Consider the following 22029-nt stretch of genomic DNA (forward strand, 5'->3'; position numbering starts at 1 on the left):
GGAGCACCCCAATGACAACGGCACTGACGGACACCGAAGAGCGCAAAGATGCGCGGGCCTACACCAAGCGGCTGTACGGCAGCGCCTTGGCCGAAAAGGCCTCCGACGCTTTCTGTTTGGCCGTCTACCGGCGACCATCCGGACAGCCCAGTCCCGGCATGCGTGGACTGGCGCTGGAGGCGATGCCAGCCGTGGCGCCCAGCAAGCAGCCGCTTGCCACTGTCGTCGAATTCGATCCGCCCGCCACGCTGAAGGTGCTCGACGACACGCCCGACGCGGCGCGGTCCGCATCCCGCGGCCGCGGCGCGCGGGCCAAAGAGCCGCAGCACATCGACCGCGCGAGCGCGGTCAACCGGGTACGCACCGCCAGCTACCAGGCGATGTCGTCGGTCTACACCGAGATCGAGCGGCTGTCGACCACGACGGTCGGGCTCTCACCAGACTTCCTGGGCTGGCCGCAGATCCAATCGCTGATCACCCAAGTCTGCTGGCTCAACCGCACCATGCGCACCTGGGCGGGGCCCGACGCCCTTGCCGACGTGACAGCCGACCCCGCGGTGACGTCGATCGACATGCCGCGCCAATTGCAGCCCGAAGCGGCCGCCGTCAACCAGGTCGCCATCGGGCTACCCGACTACCTCACCAGAACCGGCCTCACCGGCGCCGGCATCACGGTGGCGGTCATCGACTCCGAAATCGCCGCCAAACATCCCGCGTTGCAGGGACGCGTCGTGCAGCGGCGCAACTACACCACCGAGCCGTGGGGAACGCCGGACTTTCACGGAACGGCCGTCGGCGGCCTCATCGCCGGCGACGACCCCACCAACGGCGGCATCGCCCCCGGCGCAACCATCTACAACTACAAGGTGCTGGCCACCGTCCGCGCGCTGCACGCAGACGACCACGCCGGCGCCCTGGCCATCCAGCAGGCCCTGGAAGACGGTGCGGCCGTGGCGAACTGCTCGTGGGGAGCCGGACCGGTCTCCAAAACCAAGAGCCGAGAAGCCCTCGCCGTCGACAACGCGTGGGCGCTGGGCATGGTAGTGATCAAGAGCGCGGGCAACGACGGACCTCGCGCCTCGACAATGACCACACCCGCCGAAGCCGAAGGGATCATCGTGGTCGGCGGCACCACCCTCGACGGCACCCGGGTCGGCGACTACAGCAGTCGCGGACCGGCGCTACGGCGCACCCGTCCGCACCTTGTGGCACCCGGTGGCGAACTCAACGGGCCCCGACTGGACTGCTGCCTCGTCGGCGGCGGCTTCGGTGATGCCGGCTACGGCACGAGTTACGCCGCTCCGCAAGTGACCGGCGCGGTCGCGCTACTGCTGCAGCAGAACCCCCACCTCACACCGGATCAGGTGCGCGATCAACTGCTGGGCTCGACGAAGAAGCTCAAGGGATTCACCACCAACGAGCAGGGCCGCGGCCTGCTGCAGCTGAAGTAACCAGCCGTGATCAGTCGGGTTGCAGCGTGACCGGCGAGTCAATCGCCTGGATATGGTCATCGCCTGCCAGAGTCTTGATCTGGTCGGGGGTGGCCAGAACCCGTGCCGTCGAGTTGATCCAGGCCCCCGAAAGCACCTTGCCGCCCGCTGTGGAGACCTTGCCCGTCAAGTCCGTCAAGGTGCGGTCGAATTTGGTCTTGGTGGCGTCGATACGCTCGGCTCGCGATCCCTGTGTGGGAATCTGTGGCGGCTCGAGTTGCACCACCACCTCCATCGCCTCGTCGGGTGCGACCGATTCGAGACGCTCCTGCAGCGCAGGGCTGATTTTGCTACCCGACTTACCGGCCATGACCACTCCTTCGGCCCGTCGCCTCACTGAGCCGACAGCCACTCCAACGACTACCAGGATAAGCGCGCGGGGCGGCGCGCGCCGGGCATGCCGCAGACAACCACCTCCGCACGACCGCGCGAGCACAGCCGCCCGTGACCTGCAAAATGTCGGGAAACCCCCTATTTAACGCAGCAGTCAACGTCAATAGCATCGAAGTCGCCGGTTCACCACCAAAGGAGAGGCCATGACGGTCACCACCGCGAAATCCGAGATCACCGCCGCCGAGCACACCAAAGTGATGCAGGCGTTCATGCAATATCCGCTGCATGTCGTGCACTACCTCGCCACCCCGAAGGGGCAAGCGCCGACGGAACGGGAAGTGCTCGAAGCCGCGCTGCAGGTTCGCGCGTTCGACGACGAGGTCCGCGATGTCGTGCAGCGGGCGTTGGACATGCTGCCCGCCATTACCGCGCAGAAGGACAACGTCTCCGGCGAGGTCCGCGAAGCGCTGGATCAACTCGAGGAGGACATCCAGAACAAATCGCTCGACGATGTCATCAAGGTGGTCCAAGCCGCCCGTGCACGGGTGCCACAGCTCGCCGACAACCTCGCGTTCGTGGAGGAGATGTACCAAGACGGCGCCGACACGATCTATTCGCCGTTGTATCCGCCGGCGGAGTTTCTGTACCCGCGTCACTTCGCGTTCGACGCAACCAGCTTTCTCCTCGGCGTCGGCTTGGCCGACGGCCTTGGCGGCGCCATCGCTGGTGGCGGGGGAGCGCTGGTGGCCTCAACCACCGGAACGATCACCGCGATCATCCTGGAAGCCTGAGCCAAACGGCGGTCGCGTGCCGCCCGCGCACTGCTTGCCGCAGCCCGAAACTCACGTAGTCGACTACTCGCGATCATCGCTGCGCCGCGCACGCTACTGACTTCGGCAAGCCCGGCATCCGTAGTGAGCACTTGGCCGAGGAGACACCATGGACTGCGCAGCGCATGCGGCAGACAACCTCAAGCAGATGTTCGTCGACATCGTCCAGAAGAAACGCATCGACGCCGGCGAACGCCCCGCGCTGCGCACCGTGTTCCACAAGGTTCACGGCGCCGCGCGCGGCGTGCTACGGATGCGCCCCGGCATTCCCGAGGATCTGCGTGTGGGTCTGTTCGCCGCCACCGAGGTGCCGGCGTGGGTGCGGTTCTCCTCCGACACGCCGCCGCGTGCACCGGACTTCAAGTCCACGTTGGGAATTGGGGTGAAGCTGTTCGGCGTCTCCGGGCCCATGTCCATCGGCAAGACGAGCGACACCACGATGGATCTGCTGATGCAGAACCACGACGTCTTTTTCGTGGCGACGGCCACCGATATGTGCGAATTCACCCGCGCGGGCGTCGTCGACGGCGACTACGGGCCCTACCTGCAAGCCCACCCAGCGACCGCGGCGATTCTCCGCGACATGGCCAAGCCGGTGGCCAGCGTGCTCGGCACCCCGTATTGGAGCGGGGTCCCGTTTCATCTGGGATCCGACTACGTCGTCAAGTACAAGCTGACTCCGCCCATCGAAGACGCGCCGCTGGCTCAAACACCCAGCGACCGGGACTATCTCGGAGCTGATCTCGCTGCGCGCCTGAAGTCTGGCGAGGCCCGCTTCGCGCTGACCGTACAGATTCAAACCGATCCCGCCACCATGCCCATCGACGATGCGACGGTGCCGTGGAACGAGGCGCAAAGCCAACCGATAGAAGTCGCTGACTTGCTGCTGCCCCGACAGAACATCACCGCTGCCGGTCAGGCTCAGTTCGCCGAAAACCTGGCGTTCAACATCTGGCGGGTACCCGCCGAACACCTGCCGCTTGGCTCGATCGCGCAAGCGCGACGACTGGCCTACGCAGCCTCAGCTGATCAACGGCGCACCGTCAACGGTGTCTCGCTGGACGAACCGTCCTCACCGGACCCGGTTGGGGGCCGCCAACCCGCGGGGGAACCGGCATGATCGTGCGGGCCCGGATCCACCCCGGGATCGGAATCGCCCGGATCGGCGACAGCACAACAGACTTCACCATCGGTCCCGAGGTGATCGGCGCGCCCGCCACCGAAAGTCTGCGGGATGCGAGCGGAGCGCTCAAGCGTCAGGCCGCCCGCTTTCGCGTTTACGGCATCGACGAAACCGGCGCGGTGGTATCGGAGTTGACCTCCGAGACCGCCGAGATCACCTGGACGGTGCATGTCGCCAACCGCAAAGCGGCGTGGTACCGCTTCACCGCGGCACTAGACATCCCCGACGCCGCCACCGCACAGTGCCCGCGGCGCAACCAGAACATCCGCGGATCGGCCCGCCAAAGTCTTGTCATCGACCCAGGACCCAAATCCATCGCCGGCCAATCGCAATCGGGCAAACCGGAATTCAAGCTCGACGGCGGAAAATTCAAGGACGTCGAGGTAGCCCTGGGTGAGCTGCGCACCGATGAGGACGGACGCCTGCTGGTCTTTGGTGCCCACGGCGTCTCGCACTCGGCCAGCGACGCACCACTGTATAACCCGGACGACCCGGACAGCTTCAACAACGCCGACGACTGGTATGACGACACCGCCGACGGCCCCGTCACCGCCGAAGTCGTCATCGACGGGCGCAGGATCCCTGTCGATGACGCGTGGGTCGTCGTCACTCCGCCCAACTATGCGCCCGAGGTCATCAGCTGGCGCACGATGACCGACCTACTCATCGACCTCTACGTCGAAAACGGTTGGCTACCAAAGCCTGACGCAGTGCACTTTCACGCCGACGTGCTACCGGTCCTGTCCCGGTTGTCCAACCTGCAATGGGTCAATGCCGGCTTCGCGTCGATGTTCGGCCGGGGCCGGCCCATGGACTTCGCCGATCCGGCCTTCATCGACCGACTGGCCACTCCGCCGACGGGCGGCAGCGATCCCTACCGCGAGCTTCGCCTGCAGTTGCTCAACGCGTTTCGCCCGCGAGCATCCACTGTCAACGAACCGCGGCTGTGGCCGTGGATCTACGGCGACGCGTTCGGATCCTTCGACGCCGCCTCGCCGCGCAACAGTCTGGCGTTGCCTCCGCTGCAGGCATGGATCCTCGGCGAATGGGCGCACGGCAGATTTGAGCGCGACACCGCACCCAAGCCACTCACCGAGATCGAACAGGCGCCCATCGCCGATCAGCCCGACATTCTCGACCGCGCGGCGCTGACCTACTGCCTAGCCGACGCCTTTCACCCCGGATGCGAACTCACCTGGCCGATGCGCCGGATCAGCCTGTACAGCAGCCCTTTCCGCATCCGGTCACGCCCACCGACCGACCGGGAACGCGACCTCGGGCCGCAGCTGACCCAGACCAATGCCCTCAGCCTGGACGGTCCGCTGTATGCCCAGCCCCCTGGTGGGCTGACCCGGTGGATGGCCCTGCCCTGGCAGGGCGACACCGCATTCTGCCGGTCGGGCTACGAACCCGAATTCGACCCGTACCTGCCGACGTTTTGGCCGGCGCGGGTACCCAACCAGGTGCTGACCGAGCAGAGCTATCAGATCGCCGTCGACCCGACGAAGCCGCGCGAGCAGCGCCTCGCGGCCTACAACAGCCGCGACGCGTGGCTGCGCAAACTCATCAGCGACGGCGCCGGCGTCGCTGAGGTGATGGCTCGCATGATCGACGAATTCGGCAGCCTGGGTGTCATCGAAGCCCGCGAGGGCGTCGCCGATGACCCCGACTTGCCGCCGGTGATGTATGTGGAGAATCTGGCCGCCCACGTCACGGATGCGCTGCGTGCAGCTGGCCTCGCCGCCGAAATCCTCGCGCCCTCACCAGATCCCGTGGTGCGAGCCGGGTGGGGAAGCGAGGAGCAGTTCCACGAATTCCGCAGCGTGCGAATCCGCCACCGATGAACGTCGATGTCGTCGTCGTCGGTGCGGGACCGGCGGGCTGCGCTGCCGCGGCCCGGCTCACCCACGACGGCGCATCAGTTCTGCTCGTCCACCGTGCTGCGGTTAACCTGCGCCGCAGCGAGTCACTGCCCGGCGCCGCCGCTCGCGTACTGGCAGCCGCCGGGCTCACACCTCTGGACGGGCTGACCGCAGGCCGGTGCGGCGGAACGCTATCGGCCTGGGGGAATGGTCATTTGGCGGCATCGGATGCGTTGGGCTCACCCGATGGCGCAGGATGGTTCATCGACCGCCAGGAATTCGACGTGGCCCTGCGGCAGCGCTGCACAGCCATCGGCGTCGCGCTGAGCACTGATCGAGTAATCGCACTGCGCCGCAACCAGACGCGATGGCTTGCCCGCTTCGCACATGGCCCAGATGTCGCGGCTCGCTGGGTAATCGATGCGACGGGCCGGGCGAGTGCGGTAGCGCGGCGGGTCGGGGCGAAGCGCCGCAACGATGCGCCGCTGGTGGCGGTACACGCTGTGAGAGAACTTGAGGCCCACCACTTGCTGCCGACCCGAATTTTCGTCGAAAGCGAGCCCGATGGCTGGTGGTATGTCGGCGCCTCGGCACAGCGCCGCATCGGGGCGGCGTGTGTGCTGCGACCGGCCGACGCACAGTCGCTGCGTGGCCGCGTGGAGTTCGCTGCCCGGCTGGGCGGGCGACAACACCTACAGGGTTGGGCCGGTGAGCCCAAGGCGTGGTCGACACCGCAGGTGTCACCTGCGGGTGGGGCATGGCTGGACCGCGTGTGCGGAGCGGGGTGGATCGCCTGCGGCGACGCGGCCGTCGCGTTCGACCCGCTGTCATCGCAAGGACTGCTGGGCGCGCTCGCCGGCGGTGTCGTTGCGGCACAAGCGATCTGCGCGCACAACACCGGCAACGCGCTCGCGGACATCACCGCACGACACCGCGAGGTGCGCGCCATCTACGAGGCACGCCGCTCGGCTGCATATGCCCGCGAACAGCGGTGGGCGAGCCGCCCGTTCTGGCTTAGCCAGCACGGCGCCGACGAGATGACGAGAAGTGCTTAGACGCTGCCGGTTTCACCGCCGCGGTCGGTGATGATCAGCGGACACACCCCGCACGCGTCGCGTCCGCGCTGATGAAACCAGCGGCATCGCGACCTGATCGAGCACTTCGGCAGCGACGAATCCTCCGAGTCGATTGCTTGTCCGCCGGCCTCGGCCACGGCGGCCTCGATGACGCCGCAACGACTGCCCGTCCACTGCGCGCAGCCCGCCTCGACGCACGTACTGGCGAACCGGAAGCGTTTCTCGGGGCTTCGGCCCTTGGCGGCGACGTCGACGAAGTCCTCGTCGATCCGCATCTGTGGTGTCAGGTAGGCGATTTGGCCGTTGGGCGTGACGAGGCCCAGCAAAATCGCTCCGGGTTTGGCCGGCGCGCTCGGACACAGGTGCACCCTGTTCGTGCCGCCGCAGCAGCTGTCAGACACGGAACTCGTCCAACTCCTCGGGCTCGAGCGGCTTGAGGATCAACCCCAGCCAGCCCGGCGGCCGCAACACCGCTGCCGGCACGCGAGCGCCGAGGTCCAGTGCCGCGATATGAGGCAGCACCGCTTTCTGGATGTCCGCAGCGATCGCGGTGCGCTCCTCGTCGCGCAGGTCCAGTCCGTCAATGTTGACCTCGAAGCGACCCAATCGGTCTTCGGTGGGCGCAGCTTCGCGCGTACGGTCGGCGAGATCTGCCTGTATCGCGGGCAGGCCGACCCTGGCGACGTAGCCGGCGAGCCGCCAGTTGCTCAGCAGGACCGCCTCGTCGTCATGGCCGCCCCCGACGTCGCGGCCGGCCAGGTGCGTCACCACCGCCTGCTGAATGGCGGCATTGATGGTGGCGTGAGCGTCGCGCGACTGCAGACCGTCGATGACGACTTTGAATACCTCAGCCATGGAATTCCCCCGTCTCTTTAGATTGACCTGAGCTGCCTTCATCGTACGAATATCGAGCGAGTTTTATGGGGCGAATTCGCACACCAAAGCCGACAAATTCGTGGGATCAAATGCGGTCGCAGGGAGCACGGGGGTCGTGGAATTTATCGGCGCCGGCGGCCCGTGACCAGCGCATATCACCTGGCTCGGCGATCGGTCAGACTGCGCGTGTGTATCTCATTCGTGTGATATGAATTCGTCTTCCACGGCGGTCGGATAATCGCCTGAATTGTCGCAAATTCCCCATTCTTTGCTGTCGGCGCCGTGCGCGGTTTACGAAATTAAGGTCGGTGGTAGCAGGCGCTGCAGCGGATTTGATAGCGCGGTCGTCGCCGAAGGTCTCGTCGACCTCGGCTCCGCCGGCCAGACGCCCCTTGCCGGTCACCGACGCCCGCCTGCGGTGTTCTTCGTCGCGGCCTTCGCGATAGAACGACTGCTCGAACCGCTTGCCGCGCTGCTGATCCCGAAGCAGAACGTCGCCGATGACCTCTCGGCGTCAATGGGAGCCGCCGCGGACGCGACGACGAACTTCTACCACCCGGGAGCAGCGCACGCACACGCCGCGTACCCACTGGCCGATGCTGCGGATGCCCGCGAAGGCGGCCGCTTCGCAAGGGATGCGGGCAAGCACCGCTCACGTGGCTGTGACACAGAAGAAAGCCCAAGCCAGCCTCGAAGAAGCAGCGGCCGTCAAAGCCGCCTATCAAGACCGCGAATACACACGCACCGTTGCGTTTTGGGCATTTCAACCATCGTCGCAATGCTCGGCTTGGCGTCGCTACATTCATACTTCCTGCAGGCCGGGGATATCATCGGCCACCCGCGGGCTTGAGATCCTCGCCACCGGTCTGATCATCGGGGCGGGGAACCAAACCCCCGCACGATGTCACGATGAAACTCGAGTGCACGGAATGGACTTGCCTTTAGACGCAACGGCCTAGGACTGCTTGGCTACCGCCGGGCGCTGACCGGCCTAATCGTGTGCGAGCGTCACAGCGGCCACCACTGCGATGACGACGACCAGTCCCCACAGCCCACCGTCTTGAGAGACGAAGTTGTCCTCGACGATGCCGATCTGCTTGGCCAAAGAGCGCGCCTCATCGAACTCGCCGCGAGATGCCGCGGAGATCAGACGGCTCACCTCGTCGCTCCTACCGCTCAGAATGCCGCTGAGAATCTCGAGGTCTTTCGTCGCTAGTGCGTTGTGTTTTTCTGTGTAGTCCGAAGGGATCTCGACATGTACCGAAGACCCCTGCGCGACATCGAATTCGCTGACGTGGCTGGCCGGCCCGGAGACGCTGATCGTCAGGAGACCACCGGCAGTATTGGTAGATGACATTTCTGATTCCTTCCTGCCGACGCGGAAATCGGCCGGCCGCGATGAAGCAATGGAGTTGACAACCATGAGTCTGTGGCCGCGCCATCGTGGCGGCACGCGTACACGACTACTCGAATCGCATGTGTCTTGAGTCGGCGATGCCCCCAGCGCAGTGGCCCAACCGATTTCGGCCACCACCCAGTCAGCCGGCCAGCTGATCACACCCCAGGGGATTACCGTCCACGGGATCTGTTAGCAGCGGCGGGCGCAGCAAAAGATCGCGGCAACGGCCGTCGACGTACCACAGACGTGCAGTACAACCCGCCATGGCGGGCGTCGGACAGCAAAGATATCGTGGGCACCCCGCTGGCTTGCAGTGCTGCTGCGACGCGGCGCGCAGTCATGGCAAACGCGCGAAGCTTAACCGTTGTGCACCTGACGCTCTGATCTTGATTGCCCGACACGTCAACGGTTCTCGCGTGTCACGCTCTGCATGGCCCACTAAAGCGCGGCTGCGCTGTGATCACGGATCTGCGCGCGGCGGGTTTGCCGCAACGAGGGAACAGATTAGTTCGGCAAAACCATTCCCCGGGCAACAACTGCGCGTACGCTGCCATCATCCTTGCCACTCTCTGAGTGTTTCCAGGAGTCGGGTGAGGGCTCTTCGCAGCGGGTGGGGAACTCCGCTGCCGCGACGAATGGGGGTTGTGGTGAGTGTCGAGGTGAACAGAACGAGCGGTACGCGGCCGGAGAGTGTGCCTGATGACCGAGCGCTCGACGGCACTGGTCGGCGCCGCGGATCCGATGAGCCCGGCGTCGAGGTGGATCGTCCTGCAACTGTGCCCCACGACGGGCGGACCGTCGAAACCGTTGCCGCCGAAGGGAAACCGGAAAAGGGCCCGGAGCCGTCAGAGACCATCACCGAAGTCGCACCAGAGACCGAACCCGCCAAGCACCCGGAAGTCCAGCCGGAACATCCAGACCACCCCAGCCGTAAGCACCCAGAGGTCGCCCCGCCGCATCCAGGCAAGCCGATACACACCGAGGTCGCGCCTGAGGATCCCGATGAAGACGACCCGGACAGGGTGATCCCCGAAGTCGCCCCTGACGAGCCCGGCCGCCATCATCCCGAGGTCGCCCCGCAGCATCCCGGGCGGCCGACATATCCGGAAGTCAATCCGGACAAGCCGGACAAACCCGAGAAGATCGTCGAAGTCTCCCCGGATCGGCCCGGGCACCATCCGCACCGCCCACCGATTCAAGAGGTGGCGCCCGAACGTCCCGACCGCGAAACCGGACCGGAGACCGTCGTCGAAGTCGCGCCGGAGTCACCCGAACGCGAATAGTCGCATGGCGATAACGGCGCGCCGGTCAGTGGCGACCGAGGACGAGCGCGCGGAATTCCTCGAGATGCTTCGCACTGACGGCATCTTGCACCGCACACCCTCACAGCCGGTGTTGTCGCGCGACGGCTCGTCCGCGCGGTGGATGCTCGACTCGCTGGCCGTCACCCTCACACCTCGAGGCGCGCACCTGGCCAGCAGCTGTCTGCTCGATGTGCTGCAGTCGTTTGAGAGTCGGCAATTGGTGACCTACGGTCTGACCGGCGTGCCTCTGCTGCAGGGCTGCATCCTGGGCGGTGGCGGTCTTTACCGCGGCGCGTTGGTTCGTAAAGAAGCCAAGAAGCACGGGTCTTGCAAGCTGATGGAAGGCAAACTTGATCCCAGCGAACCGGTAGTCATCATCGACGACTCCATCAGCTCAGGTTTCTCCGCGTGGACGTGCGCAGATCGACTGGAGGAAGCGGGTTTTCAAGTCGAGGGAGCGGTGTGCTTGGTCCGCTTCCGCTACGACCTGGGCGTGGCGAAGCTGCAGGCGCGCGGACTACGGGTGGCGGCCGTCTTCGACATCTTCTCCGACTTCATGCGGCACATGGACGGCGAAGAACCGCCGCCCGCCAACCCGACGAAGACCGCCGTGGCGCTCGCCGCCGCGGTTCGCCGCGCCCCCGAGGGCCTGCATCCCGCCGTGCTGGCACGCGAGGCGGTTGCCGAATACCTCAACACCGGCCGCGCGCTGCGGGCACCGGACACCCTGGCCGCGGACTACGACTTCTCCGGTGGCTGCTGGATCAGTCTGCGTCGGCGCACCGACATACACGATCGTTGCGCACGCGACGGGTTCTGGCACTTCCCGGGCGAAGCCAGGGGGACACCGTGCACCGACGTGGTCACCGCCGCTGTGCAGACGGCACAACAACTTTCGGCCAGCCACAGCGATCCGCAGGCGGTCCTGAACGACTGCGCGATCGCGGTCACCTTCTTCGGTGCGCTAGAAGAATGCACCGTCGGGGAACTCGATAACGACCGTTACGGCATCGTGGTGCGCAGCACCGAACGCGACAGCCAGATGGGCGGTGCCCTGCCGCGCATGCCCGGCATCGCCAATGAGTGGCAACAGTTTTGGCACGCCGCGCGGCGCAACGCCCAGTTGTTCGAACTCGAGCCCTACCACCTGTATCGCCACGACGTCGTCAAGGTCGTCGAACCCGGGGTGAGATGGCAGCCGACCGGCGCGCCCGATTCGCCACGACCTGCCTGGCCGCACGACGCCGCGACGGAGCTGGCGCGGCAGGCACGCGCGCACGCGATGAGGGCGACTGGAGCAGGGCAGCCCGTCACATTGCCCGACGACATCTGCGGACTGTTCGTCACCGTCTACGCCAACGGTGCGATCGCGGGCTGCGCAGGGGGATTCAACGGTGACCTCGCAGCGTCGTTGCCGGAGTTCACCGATGCGGCGCTGGCCGATGAACGTTTCGCCGGCCCGGCGGCCGACGCGCAGATCGCGGTAAGCGTCTCACTGCTCGCCAACCAGCACGAGATCGGGGCGGCTGCACCCGAGTGGGTGACCGGACCGTTGCGTTTTGGCGATCAGGCGCTGGCCGTGCGCCAGGGACACCGCCGTGGGTTCCTGCTGCCGTCTGTGGCGATGACCCACAACCTCACCCCGCAGGGCTATGTCAACGAGGTGATCGACAAGGCGGGCATCACCCGGCCCCCGTATTACTGGACGCGTTACGACTGTGCGAGCTGGCTGGCCGATGCCGCCGGAGTGCACCGGATGCAAGCCGGCCTACCTGTCGGTGCTGAAGATGTCGACGCAGCGCGCCTGCGTGAACTTCTTACCAGCTACACCGTAAGGGTGCACGACCCGTCCGGTGACCCCGTCAACCGATACGAGGTGTTCGCCGATCGGCTGCGGACCGGCATGCATCCGGCGCGGTTCGCCTACGGCGCGTGGATCAAGGCGCGTGCCGGTCTGACCGAGCAATGCATCGACGACCTGAACCGGCTGCAGAAGCATGTGGTCGACGGTGGCTGGGTGCAAGTCGATGACCAGCCTGCGACGATCTCTGAGGTGGCGTTCGTCGTCCTGGCACAGCTGGAATCCGGTGTGCCGGTTGATGAGACGATGCTGGAGAACTTGTGGTCGCGCATCGACTGCCACGGCCGATTCGCCACTCACCGCGACACCGACATTGCGGCATATCAGGACTACGCGCCCGGCCAAGCCTTGCTTGCGTTAGCGGTCGCGGCGCAGCGTGGCGTGTGCGCACCGCGCTGCCCTGACATCGACCGCGCCCTGCGCTACTACCGGATGCGCTTCCGGCAGAACCATTCCTGGGGAGCGGTTGCTTGGCTGATGCAAGCCTTCGTGGTGTGGGCCAGTGTGCTCGATGACGTGGTGCTGTGGAAGTTCGCCTACGAAATCGCCGACTGGGCGTTGACATTCCAGTCCGACAAAACCGGTGCCTTCCTCAACGACCACCAACCCGACACACCGGGCGCCACAACCGCTTTGTATCTAGAAGGAATCGCCGCGGTCCGCGCGGCCGCCGACAGCGACGGCGACGGCGAGCGCGAGGCGCGCTACCGGCGCGCTGCACGAGCGGGGGTGCGGTTTCTGGATCGGCTGGTTTATCAAGACCGTGACGCCGCAGTGCTGCCGAATGCGGATTGGGCGCTGGGAGGCGTGCGAAGCTCACTGACCTCCAGCGAGGTGCGCACCGACTACGTTCACCACGCACTTTCGGCGCTGATGGCCCTCGACGGGGTGCTCGCCTCGTGAAACCCATTGCGCTGATCAGTGCGCCGACGCTGGCGTCGCGATTTCCGTCCTTCCAGCTCGCCCTACTCAAACCCACACTCGAGCAAGCCGGGTTCGCCGTCGAATCCATGTCGCTGTTCCTTCGGTTCGCCGAACACATCGGCTGGGAACTCAACGAAGCGTTGGCTGATGTCTACCCGTGCATGGTCGGCGAATGGATATGGGCCAAAGCAGCTTTCGGCGATTCGTCCGACACCGGCGAATACCTCGAAGAGTTCGGCGCCGACCTCGAACACATCGCCAGGCAGGCCGGCGGCACCGTCGCAGACATCGTCGCTGTGCGCGATCACAAGACCGTGAGCTTCATCGACTGGGCGCTGCGTGAGGTCGACTGGAGTGCCTACAGCCTGGTCGGTTTCAGTGTGTGCTTTCAGCAGATGGTGGCCTCCCTCGCGCTGGCCAAGGCCATCAAGGCCCAACATCCCGATCTGCCGATCATCTTCGGCGGCGCCACCTTCGAAGACGACATCGCCATGGAGATCATGGCGCGCAACCCCGAAATCGACTACTTGCATTGCGGCGACGCCGACGCGTCGCTGCCCGAAGTAGTGTCGCGTATCCGGTCCGGAGAACCCATGAAGGGTCTGCGGGGAATGCTGTGGCGTGACGGTGACGAAGTCGTATTCGAAGGCCGTGCAGCCAATTTCAGCGATCTGGACTCTGCGCCGACCCCCGACTTCGACGAGTACTTCCACACGCGGGCCGCCACCGGATACGACCGCCATCCTGGACATCGGCGGGCGATGCTGCCGATCGAGACCGCACGCGGCTGCTGGTACGGGATGAAGAACCACTGTACCTTCTGCGGGCTCAACCGGGCAGGGATCGAATTCCGTTCAATGAAGCCCGAGCGGGTCCTGGTGATGCTCAAAGAGCTGTCCAGTCGCTACGGGGTGCGCGACTTCAACGCCATCGACAATATCCTTGCCCCGGCCTACATCTCGCGCCTGTTCGGACGGCTCGCCAATGCCCACACCGACCTGCGACTGCACTACGAGATCCGCCCCAAGCTTTCCCGCGCACAGCTCGGCGAGCTGCGACGCGGGGGACTGGTCTCCGTGCAGCCCGGCATCGAGAGCTTCGCCACCAACGTGCTCACGGCAATGCGCAAGAACATCACCGGCATGGGCAACCTGGAGCTGTTGAAATGGACCACTTATCACGGCATCAACAACCTCTACAACATCCTCTACGGGTTCCGCGGAGAAACCGAACAGGACTACCGCAGCCAGGCCGCAGTGCTGCGTAAGATCGCGCACCTACAGCCGCCGTATGCGATTGCGCGGGCCCGCCCCGACCGCGGCTCACCGATGTTCGAGCAACCGCAAGAACACGATGTGAGTGGGCTGCGCCCTTCGCGGTGCTACCGCTACATCTATCCGCCGTCCTACGACCTGAATCGGGTGTCGTACTTCTTCGAACACGACACTGTCGGCGGCCTGCCGAAGGAGACCTACGGCGAATGCATACGCCTAGTGGGCCAGTGGAAACGCCTGTGGGCCGATGAGAAGAATCGGCCGTATCTGCGGATGGTGAAAACGTGGGAGTCGGTCAGCATCCACGACGGCCGCGGCGATGAGTACCGCGGCTACCGATTCGATGACGACGATGCTGCACTCTATGAGATGTGCACCGACGCACGCAGTTTCGACGAATTGGCGGCCGGCCTGGATCGCCCAGTCGATTGGCTACAGCAGGCGCTGGGGCGGTTCCTCGACCTGGACTTGGTTATCAGTCTGGATGGCAAGTACCTGGCGCTTGCGCTGCCCGCCAACCCCTATCACTGATCCATTCGGCTCAGGCTAAAGGGTCGGCGTTGATTCCCGGGAGCTGCTCATATACGGCCAGCTGGTCTGCGGTAAAGCAGCAGAAGATGACCTCGCCGATGCCGGGCAAGTTGTCCACCGTCGCTTTCACCGTCGACACCGCCACCTGCGCGGCCTGCTCGAATGGGTAGCCGAAGATGCCCACGCTGATGCAAGGGAAGGCGATGGAGCGGACGTCATGTGCTGCGGCAAGTTCAAGAGACTTCCTGTAGCACGACGCGAGCAGTTCCGGTTCGCCGGCATCGCCTCCCCGCCCATCGGGGGCCAACAGTGTGGATCACGTGGGCGGCGGCAAGGTCATAGCCACCGGTGATCTTCGCTTCACCCGTGCGGCAGCCGTGCAGGCGTCGGCACTCTTCGAGCAGGCCGGGTCCAGCAGCGCGATGAATGGCGCCGTCGACACCACCGCCTCCAAGCAGCGATTCGTTCGCCGCGTTAACGATGGCATCCACTCGCAGTGTGGTGATATCGGCTTGTATCGCCGTAAGAACCGCTGACATGCCCCTATGTTCGTCCATCAGGGGCGCAAAGAAGGCATCCGTCGCGTGGTCGACGTCGGAGCTGCTGGCGTGGTTGCTCATTAGCTCAGGTCACGTCGCGAGTATCCGGCGACGCCCGCGGCGATCAGGGCCGCCGCGATGATTGTGAGCGCTGCGATGGCGTTCCAGTCCGGCGGCGCGGCGGGCACAGCGGCGACGTGGGCGAATGGTGAGAGATTCCGGCGCCGGAGTCGCCGGCCCGGCACTCGCGTATTGGCTGCACCGCACCGGTCACGAGCCGACGTTGATTGAACGGGCGCCGCACTTTCGAACCGGCGGCTACGTGATCGATTTCTGGGGGGTGGGTTACCGCGTTGCACAACGGATGGGGCTGGAGGCGGCCATCCGCGACGCCGGCTATCAGATGCGATCGCTGCGTTCCGTCGGCCCCGATGGCCAGACCCAGGCCAGCCTGAACGTTGAGGGGTTCCGGCGAGCGACCGACGGACAGCTCACCAGCGTGGCGCGCGGCGACCTAGCCGCCATCATCTACGCTGCCATTCAGCGCGACGTCGAAACGATCTTCGACGACAGCATCACGGCGATCAATCAATACCCCGACGGGATCAGCGTGGGCTTCGCCAAGAACAAGACCCGCGACTTCGACCTCGTCATCGGCGCCGACGGACTGCACTCCAACGTGCGTCGGCTGACATTCGGGCCCGAGGCCAACACCGAGCACTACATGGGCTGTCTGGTCGCGGCCGCGGTCGTGGAGGGCTATCGTCCGCGCGACGAACTGGTGTACGTGACCTACAGTCGACCGGGTCGATCAGTTGCACGGTTTTCGCTGCGCGGCGACCGCACCCTGTTTCTGTTCGTGTTCCGCTCCGACCAAGGCTACGACCCAGGCGAGCTTGACGCGCGAAAGGCGCTGCTATGGAACGAATTCGGCGACGCTGGCTGGGAATGTAAGCAGATCCTCGCCGCACTCGACGACGCTGACGACCTCTACTTCGACGCCGTCAGCCAAATCCGCATGGATCACTGGTCAAAGGGCAGGGTGGAGTTGATCGGCGACGCAGCCGCCTGCGTATCCCTGCTGGCAGGCGAGGGCACCGGTCTGGCCGTGACCGCAGCCTACGTGCTGGCCAGCGAACTCCAGAACGCCTGGGGCGATCACGAGCTTGCATTCCAGGCCTATGAGAGTCGAATGCGGCCGTTTATCGAAGGCAAACAGGCCGGTGCCGAGAAGTTCATACCCGTCTTCGCCACAAAGACCGAGCTCGGTATCCGGTTTCGGCATCTGGTGATGCGGGCCATGAAGTTCGCTCCTTTGGGCGATCTGCTGGTGTCCCGCAGCCTGCGCGACGACTTCGAATTGCCGAACTACCCTATGTGACTTAGCTGAACCCCTTGTGGCGCAAGGGCATCACCCCCGCTGCTAGCCTTCGATGTGAGCGACGGTTGGCAGTCGCCGCAGCAGAACTGTTATCTCAGGGCGCAGAGGCCCCTAACTGCGTCGACGGCATCGCGAGAAGTCCGCTCGGCGAAACCGCGCCATTGATCGCATCGCCTAGACCGGTGACCTGTACCGCAGCAGACACATATTCCGTTCGGCTAGGTCCTCACGGTGCAACGCCTCGATGCGCCATTTCCGACGTCACTCTATTTGGCGTTCGGGCAGGAGATGTCGACGTAGACGGTTTCGGACTCGGCGGGCTCCATGAGCCTCGGCGAGCTCGGAAGCGGGACGTTCGGCGTCCCAGACGAGGCGCAGCCCGGCCCGTCCGGCTCTCGTCGATGGGCTGCCCATCCGTGCGCTCTCTGTGCCGCGATAGACGACGCGGTGCCCACGACGGTTCCGGCGTACCGGCCGTCTGTGCTGACCGATGTATCGGCCTGCCTTGGAGTACACCTCGGAGCCTGTGACCTGCAATGGACGGCCATTCTTTGTGTAGAGCTGACTCATGACCCGAGTATGAGCATCGGGTACGCCAAAATGCGGAGCGTGGTGGAGCGAAGGTATCGCTGAGCGCGACTTGCCCAGCTCGTTCAGTCGTAGCTTGTGAGCGCGCGAATCAGCTCCGCGGCTGCGCGCCCGACGTCGGCGACGGCTTGGATGTCGCCGGTACGGATGACCACGATGGCGGCGAGTGCGAAGTAGGCGAGCACCAGAATGACACAGCTGATGATGACCAGTCGCGCGAGCCGCTGGGCGGCGTCGAGCACTGGCCGGTGTGACTCGGCAGTGCCGTTAATCTGTTGCCGGCGCATTGCTCGCTCCTCGCATCCGCAATGGATGTGTCGATCACAAGGCTAAAGCTGCAGGTAGAGGCGAGAAAAGCGTAAGCGTGATAGCACTAGGGCAGTAGCCTGAGGTCGTGACAGGCGAGTTCTACCCGGATCATCTGCTGCCGGTGATTTCCGCGCGCCGCGTCGACTACGGGCGGTTCGCGGAGATTCGCGAAAGCGTGCTGCTGAACCACGGGTACAACACCGCGCGCGCCTACTGGGGCGATTTGGATGACGTGTACTGGTGGGCGCACGCACGTGAGAAGGACGTCCTGGACCTATCGGCCAAAGACGTTCGTCAGTACGTCGCCCTGTTGCGTCGACGCAAGTACAGCGGAAGCACGATCCGTCGTGTCACCGCTCTGCGCAAGTTCTATGACGAGCTCGTGGCTCGCGGTATGAATGAATCGAATCCAGCTGCCGCAGTGGTGATTCGGCGTGCGCGGACGTAGCGGACGCCGATTAGGAGGCCAGCAGCGAGTTCACCTAATCGGGTGTTATCGGATCCCGCACGGAACGCACGACCGTCGAAAACCACGTTCGGTGAGCGAGTTGCACTGCATATCTGGTGATTTGTTGGTGGACGGCTTATGCGACGCGGGGAAGTAGGTGCCAGCTGGCCGATCTGCCGTGACTCTCATCGGATAGGTGAGGCCATCGCCGAGCACTTGCATTACTTCCAGGCAGCAGGAGCGGCTCGAAACCTGGCCGGGTACAGCACCGCTGGCGGCGAGGCTCAGGTGAGTTCTGGGAAACACTTCGTACACGCCACCCGTGTATAGCCGCGACTGAAGAGAAGCATAACCGCCGTCGGGTCTACCTGACGAAGCGGCTGTCGTGACCGTCTCCGGCCAGGTTCCAGGTGCCTATGCGAACGGGCCGGATCCGGATCACGTCGGTGCTCATTCCTGGAGTGGGACGCTCGGAAAGCTCGGCTATGCCGCGTATTTCAAGTTTACGAGCGTTCGAAGCGCCTGATCCACATGCTGCTGCGCTGTCCTCATCGACGATAAGGGTCACCCGCGGATCGTGACGGATGTTGCGGTATTTCTGCGAATCGCGGAGCCGGGGACCACTGATATCGATCCATCCGCCCACGGGGTCGACGACGAACGAGACGGGATGAATCTGCGAGGTATCGTCGGCGCGAAGGCTGACCATTCTGCCTTGCTGACAGACAGCCAACAGCTGCAACTCGGCCTCGGTGAACACGGTGCAATCCATCCCGCATGCGAGGTCAGTCCGCAGTGCTTTCGATGAGCAGCGACATTCCCTGGTGGGCCTGCATCTCGATGGAGAAGCTGTGCAGATCGTCTACGGCTGCAAGAGTTTTGCCGGTAAACATGTCCGACACTGACGCGCCCGGCGGGAGGCTCTCTGAGCGCACTGTCCCAACGACTTCCTCATTGGCGAAGTTGAGGACCGTCAGTTGATGGCGGCCTTGGTCGGCTAGTTCATGCACAAGCACGAGCATGCCGCGATGTGATACCTCCGGAATATCGACCTGACGGCTGGTCGCGATGCCATAGTGAGATCGCACTCGCAACATGGCTTGCAGTTGCCGAAGGAAGCTCGTCTCGTCAGCGAGTTGCTCAGGAATCGACCCGTACAAGCTTCGGCCTCGCGGAATGCCAGCCATCGATTTCGTTGCCGACGGGTTCACCCCCATCAAGTCGTGTGCCGCTCGATGGATCCACCGAGTGTCGCCGCCCTGCAGCAACGAAGCGACATCGGAGGGCGCAAGTGTCAGCATCCCGCACAGATCCCAGCCGGACAGCGCGAAAACGCCGGGCTGCAGGGCATTGAACATTGCCAGCAGAAGATGTGCGCGGCGGATTCGATCAATGTCGTCGATCACATCCAGATCGGTAATTCCAAGCGCGGCCGCGACGATGGTGGCGGAGGTGCAGGCGATGCCGTTCGTCGTGAAAACCAGGTTGTACGGCGCGTTGTCGCCGGTGAGTCTCTCGGTCAGGTCGCGGCGGATCGTTTCGCCCAGTGCTTCCCCGGTCACGTCTTCGCCCTTGTAGGTGTAGATGTCGTCGCGGTGACCGGTGGACCAGTGCACGAGCTCATAGGTGAGTTCGTCGTGATTTTGTAGTGCGTGCACCAGTGAAGCGGGATCGACGCCCAGTTCGAGGGTGGTCCGAAGTGTCAACCGCAGAAATTCCGTATCGCCCGTCGCGAGCGCGTGCTGACAGGCTGGGCGGTTGATGAAGTCGTAGGACAGGTCGGCGCCCGCCTCGCCGATTTCGCGGATGTCATCGATGGTGAGATTGAGTTCCTGGAACGTGAACCCACCGACCTTGCGGACCATGCTGGCGATCAGATGGTTGGCCGCCTCTGACAGTGGGTGGCCTTCCGACCACGCGGTGCTGTCTTCGGCGGCAGTTTTCTCCGCACCGAGGAAGCCGTTCGCATCCAACCGTAACCCGCCAGTACCTAAGTCGGTCAGCGAATGCAGTGCGTCGCCGATGACGAGTCGCATGCCTGCGAACGACGGATCGAGCCAGTTGATGGAGGGCTGGCCGTCCTTGAAGTAGTGCAAGTAAACCCAGCGGCGCTCGACACCGTCGACGCCGACGACCGGACGTGTCACGCTCCAGTTGGTTTCCTTGACGCCTTCGGCATAGAAGATCACCCGCTGGAGTCGCCCGATGATGTACCCGGCCTTGTCCAGCCATTCTTCCGTTGTGGCGTCGATGTTGACCGAGTCGGCATCCGCCGGAACGTCGGGCAACTGAGCCCAGTCGCGTGGATCGATCTCGACCATGTGATAGATGCCGGGGTAGTCGGCGTACTTCAACTCGGCCAGCCGAAAGTCGGCCCCTTTGCCGGTGTGCCCCGGCACGATGTCATCAATGATGGTGCCGCCGTACCAGTTTGCGGTTCCGCACATGTGGCGAAACTCCTCTTCGGTGCCGAACGCAGGGTCAATCTGGGTGCTGATCCTGTCGAAGTGGCCGTCGACGCTCGGTGTCATGTCCCAACCCGAGATGCCTCCCGCACGTTTGACCGGGCCGGTGTGGATGGCCTCAATTCCGATCTCGGAAAAGGCTTTCCACATATTTTCGTCTGCCATCGCTTTGAGAAAAGACTCGTCGGGCCGGGTGATCAGCGACAGCGGATAGGCGGTGAACCACACCGAGGCGGTGTCAACAGCACTGCGCGGGGCGGGCGTGGCGTAGGGGTTCTGCCACATCGAGCCCTGTCCCGAGAACTGTTGGCTGATTTCGTTGGCGTCGGCCAGCATCGATTGCGACAGCAGCCAGGACACATACGCCGGATTGTCTCCGGCCGCGGTGCCGTCCTGAGCTAGTGATCGTCGGACGAACGAGGCTCTGACGCGGGGGCGAAAGCGCAGCGCTCGCGGCCGCGCCGGGTGCAGGTGCTCATCGAAAGTGATTTCGGCCGGCTCGTTGGCTTGATCATCGGCTTCCGACTCTGCCGCCTGAGACATGTAACCCCTTCACGGTGAAGTGCTTCGCTTATGTGTCCTTGGCCCGCACGCGCGCCGCCCCCGGGCCAGGGGCGGTGACGACATTGCCGTACCGGCCGTCGTGCGACGGTTGACCCAACTCGCCCGCGACGAGCAAATCAGCGATCTCCCACGGCCGATGCTCGGCAAGCAGGCGATTCTCCTGCGCCATCCAGTCGTTGATAAAGGCTGTGCTCTCCCCGCGAGACACCAGCCGCCGACGGGCGACGTCATCGTCGGCATATACCCAAATGACTGCGTCCAACCACCTTCGCACCTCCCGACGTGCGACGCCGACTCCCTCGACAAGCACCGCAGTCGTATCGGCGGCGACGGTGATCGCGCCGGGCCGGTCGCGCAGAACCCATCCGGGTGGACGGTAACTGATAGGGAGCCCGTTTTGGTGCAGAGGTTTCAACAGGTACTCAATCAGCGGCTCTGCCCACTCAAAGAACGAATGATGCGAGGCCACGTCGTCGGTATGGATCACATCGGTGTGGGGTTCAACCGCTGCCAGCCCGTTCGCGAGAGTGGTCTTGCCGCAGCCACTGTGACCGTCGATGCCGATGACTATCGGACGCCCGTGGGGGGACCGCTCGAGTAGGTCTGTCCACACATCGAAGTACGAGCGGATATGCCACCGCAATCCTGTCGGGTCGATATCGGGAGCCCGCACGTTGATCGGTGCCCCCCTTTCCCCCTGATCTTGATCACACCCGATAAGCGAGACGTCGGCGACCGGGCCGGAAGTTGTCAACAGATTATGCGATGCGACGCTCACGAACCTCACACAAT

The 22029-nt window shown here is 64.5% G+C and carries 18 protein-coding genes and 1 pseudogene; 10 read left to right on the forward strand and 9 right to left on the reverse strand.

Going from position 1 to position 22029, the window contains the following annotated elements:
- The first annotated feature begins 11 nt into the window (after positions 1-11).
- Complete coding sequence (locus J3E61_RS32965; protein ID WP_210086869.1) at positions 12-1451, forward strand: S8 family serine peptidase; 1440 nt, start codon at positions 12-14, stop codon at positions 1449-1451.
- A 10-nt stretch (positions 1452-1461) separates the two neighbouring features.
- Here the strand turns inward: J3E61_RS32965 and J3E61_RS32970 are convergent, their stop codons facing one another.
- Complete coding sequence (locus tag J3E61_RS32970) at positions 1462-1800, reverse strand: hypothetical protein (protein ID WP_192726084.1); 339 nt, start codon at positions 1798-1800, stop codon at positions 1462-1464.
- A 226-nt stretch (positions 1801-2026) separates the two neighbouring features.
- On the opposite strand from J3E61_RS32970, the gene J3E61_RS32975 reads away from it, so the two are divergent.
- From J3E61_RS32975 to J3E61_RS32990, 4 genes are all read left to right on the forward strand, one after another.
- Positions 2027-2614, forward strand: coding sequence for a hypothetical protein (locus J3E61_RS32975; RefSeq protein ID WP_210086870.1), 588 nt, complete (start codon positions 2027-2029; stop codon positions 2612-2614).
- Positions 2615-2762: 148 nt separating this feature from the next.
- Positions 2763-3773 (forward strand): hypothetical protein, encoded by a 1011-nt coding sequence (locus tag J3E61_RS32980; RefSeq protein ID WP_210086871.1) that lies wholly within the window; start codon positions 2763-2765, stop codon positions 3771-3773.
- Positions 3770-5680, forward strand: a complete 1911-nt coding sequence (locus tag J3E61_RS32985; RefSeq protein ID WP_210086872.1) for a LodA/GoxA family CTQ-dependent oxidase — start codon at positions 3770-3772, stop codon at positions 5678-5680. The genes J3E61_RS32980 and J3E61_RS32985 overlap by 4 nt, the downstream gene beginning before the upstream one ends.
- Positions 5677-6753, forward strand: coding sequence for an FAD-dependent monooxygenase (locus J3E61_RS32990; protein WP_210086873.1), 1077 nt, complete (start codon positions 5677-5679; stop codon positions 6751-6753). The genes J3E61_RS32985 and J3E61_RS32990 overlap by 4 nt, the downstream gene beginning before the upstream one ends.
- Here J3E61_RS32990 and J3E61_RS32995 read toward each other — a convergent pair.
- From J3E61_RS32995 to J3E61_RS33005, 3 genes are all read right to left on the reverse strand, one after another.
- Entirely contained in the window at positions 6750-7175 is a 426-nt protein-coding gene (locus J3E61_RS32995; protein ID WP_210086874.1) for a hypothetical protein, read from the reverse strand. The two genes, J3E61_RS32990 and J3E61_RS32995, sit on opposite strands and share 4 nt — an antisense overlap.
- Complete coding sequence (locus tag J3E61_RS33000) at positions 7168-7629, reverse strand: hypothetical protein (RefSeq protein ID WP_210086875.1); 462 nt, start codon at positions 7627-7629, stop codon at positions 7168-7170. Before J3E61_RS33000 ends, J3E61_RS32995 begins: the two co-directional genes overlap by 8 nt.
- A gap of 1012 nt (positions 7630-8641) precedes the next feature.
- Entirely contained in the window at positions 8642-9007 is a 366-nt protein-coding gene (locus tag J3E61_RS33005) for a hypothetical protein (RefSeq protein ID WP_210086876.1), read from the reverse strand.
- A gap of 734 nt (positions 9008-9741) precedes the next feature.
- On the opposite strand from J3E61_RS33005, the gene J3E61_RS33010 reads away from it, so the two are divergent.
- Genes J3E61_RS33010 through J3E61_RS33020 form a run of 3 tightly spaced genes read left to right on the forward strand, consistent with a single transcriptional unit; the run spans position 9742 to position 14943 of the window.
- Positions 9742-10332 (forward strand): hypothetical protein, encoded by a 591-nt coding sequence (locus tag J3E61_RS33010; protein ID WP_210086877.1) that lies wholly within the window; start codon positions 9742-9744, stop codon positions 10330-10332.
- 4 nt (positions 10333-10336) lie between these two features.
- Positions 10337-13117, forward strand: a complete 2781-nt coding sequence (locus tag J3E61_RS33015) for an AMMECR1 domain-containing protein (protein ID WP_210086878.1) — start codon at positions 10337-10339, stop codon at positions 13115-13117.
- Positions 13114-14943 (forward strand): RiPP maturation radical SAM C-methyltransferase, encoded by a 1830-nt coding sequence (locus tag J3E61_RS33020; protein ID WP_210086879.1) that lies wholly within the window; start codon positions 13114-13116, stop codon positions 14941-14943. Before J3E61_RS33015 ends, J3E61_RS33020 begins: the two co-directional genes overlap by 4 nt.
- A gap of 10 nt (positions 14944-14953) precedes the next feature.
- On the opposite strand, the pseudogene J3E61_RS33025 reads toward J3E61_RS33020, so the two are convergent.
- Positions 14954-15482, reverse strand: a pseudogene (locus J3E61_RS33025) (O-acetyl-ADP-ribose deacetylase).
- 205 nt (positions 15483-15687) lie between these two features.
- On the opposite strand from J3E61_RS33025, the gene J3E61_RS33030 reads away from it, so the two are divergent.
- Positions 15688-16863, forward strand: coding sequence for an FAD-binding domain (locus tag J3E61_RS33030; protein ID WP_210086880.1), 1176 nt, complete (start codon positions 15688-15690; stop codon positions 16861-16863).
- Positions 16864-17516: 653 nt separating this feature from the next.
- On the opposite strand, the gene J3E61_RS33035 is transcribed toward J3E61_RS33030, so the two are convergent.
- Positions 17517-17738, reverse strand: a complete 222-nt coding sequence (locus J3E61_RS33035; protein ID WP_210086881.1) for a hypothetical protein — start codon at positions 17736-17738, stop codon at positions 17517-17519.
- Positions 17739-17845: 107 nt separating this feature from the next.
- Here J3E61_RS33035 and J3E61_RS33040 point away from each other — a divergent pair, with 107 nt between their 5' ends.
- Positions 17846-18208 (forward strand): site-specific integrase, encoded by a 363-nt coding sequence (locus tag J3E61_RS33040; RefSeq protein ID WP_210086882.1) that lies wholly within the window; start codon positions 17846-17848, stop codon positions 18206-18208.
- 364 nt (positions 18209-18572) lie between these two features.
- Here J3E61_RS33040 and J3E61_RS33045 read toward each other — a convergent pair whose 3' ends face one another.
- From J3E61_RS33045 to J3E61_RS33055, 3 genes are read right to left on the reverse strand one after another with little or no spacing between them, the layout of a single operon-like run.
- On the reverse strand, positions 18573-18968 hold the full coding sequence (locus tag J3E61_RS33045) for a pyridoxamine 5'-phosphate oxidase family protein (RefSeq protein ID WP_210086883.1): 396 nt from the start codon (positions 18966-18968) through the stop codon (positions 18573-18575).
- Positions 18969-18993: 25 nt separating this feature from the next.
- Positions 18994-21216, reverse strand: a complete 2223-nt coding sequence (gene treS / locus J3E61_RS33050; protein WP_192726070.1) for a maltose alpha-D-glucosyltransferase — start codon at positions 21214-21216, stop codon at positions 18994-18996.
- Positions 21217-21244: 28 nt separating this feature from the next.
- Positions 21245-21910 (reverse strand): hypothetical protein, encoded by a 666-nt coding sequence (locus tag J3E61_RS33055; RefSeq protein WP_210086884.1) that lies wholly within the window; start codon positions 21908-21910, stop codon positions 21245-21247.
- Between the last annotated feature and the right edge of the window lie 119 nt (positions 21911-22029).

It is taken from the genome of Mycobacterium sp. OAE908 (assembly GCF_017872775.1).
Classification (GTDB): domain Bacteria; phylum Actinomycetota; class Actinomycetes; order Mycobacteriales; family Mycobacteriaceae; genus Mycobacterium.

Bases quoted from the DNA above. Each gene is read 5' to 3' on its own strand.
- J3E61_RS33030 (WP_210086880.1), top strand. From the start codon at position 15,688: ATGGTGAGAGATTCCGGCGCCGGAGTCGCCGGCCCGGCACTCGCGTAT.
- J3E61_RS33000 (WP_210086875.1), bottom strand. From the start codon at position 7,629: ATGGCTGAGGTATTCAAAGTCGTCATCGACGGTCTGCAGTCGCGCGAC.
- J3E61_RS33005 (WP_210086876.1), bottom strand. From the start codon at position 9,007: ATGTCATCTACCAATACTGCCGGTGGTCTCCTGACGATCAGCGTCTCC.
- treS (WP_192726070.1), bottom strand. From the start codon at position 21,216: ATGTCTCAGGCGGCAGAGTCGGAAGCCGATGATCAAGCCAACGAGCCG.
- J3E61_RS32970 (WP_192726084.1), bottom strand. From the start codon at position 1,800: ATGGCCGGTAAGTCGGGTAGCAAAATCAGCCCTGCGCTGCAGGAGCGT.
- J3E61_RS32980 (WP_210086871.1), top strand. From the start codon at position 2,763: ATGGACTGCGCAGCGCATGCGGCAGACAACCTCAAGCAGATGTTCGTC.
- J3E61_RS32985 (WP_210086872.1), top strand. From the start codon at position 3,770: ATGATCGTGCGGGCCCGGATCCACCCCGGGATCGGAATCGCCCGGATC.
- J3E61_RS33015 (WP_210086878.1), top strand. From the start codon at position 10,337: ATGGCGATAACGGCGCGCCGGTCAGTGGCGACCGAGGACGAGCGCGCG.
- J3E61_RS32965 (WP_210086869.1), top strand. From the start codon at position 12: ATGACAACGGCACTGACGGACACCGAAGAGCGCAAAGATGCGCGGGCC.
- J3E61_RS32990 (WP_210086873.1), top strand. From the start codon at position 5,677: ATGAACGTCGATGTCGTCGTCGTCGGTGCGGGACCGGCGGGCTGCGCT.
- J3E61_RS32975 (WP_210086870.1), top strand. From the start codon at position 2,027: ATGACGGTCACCACCGCGAAATCCGAGATCACCGCCGCCGAGCACACC.
- J3E61_RS33035 (WP_210086881.1), bottom strand. From the start codon at position 17,738: ATGCGCCGGCAACAGATTAACGGCACTGCCGAGTCACACCGGCCAGTG.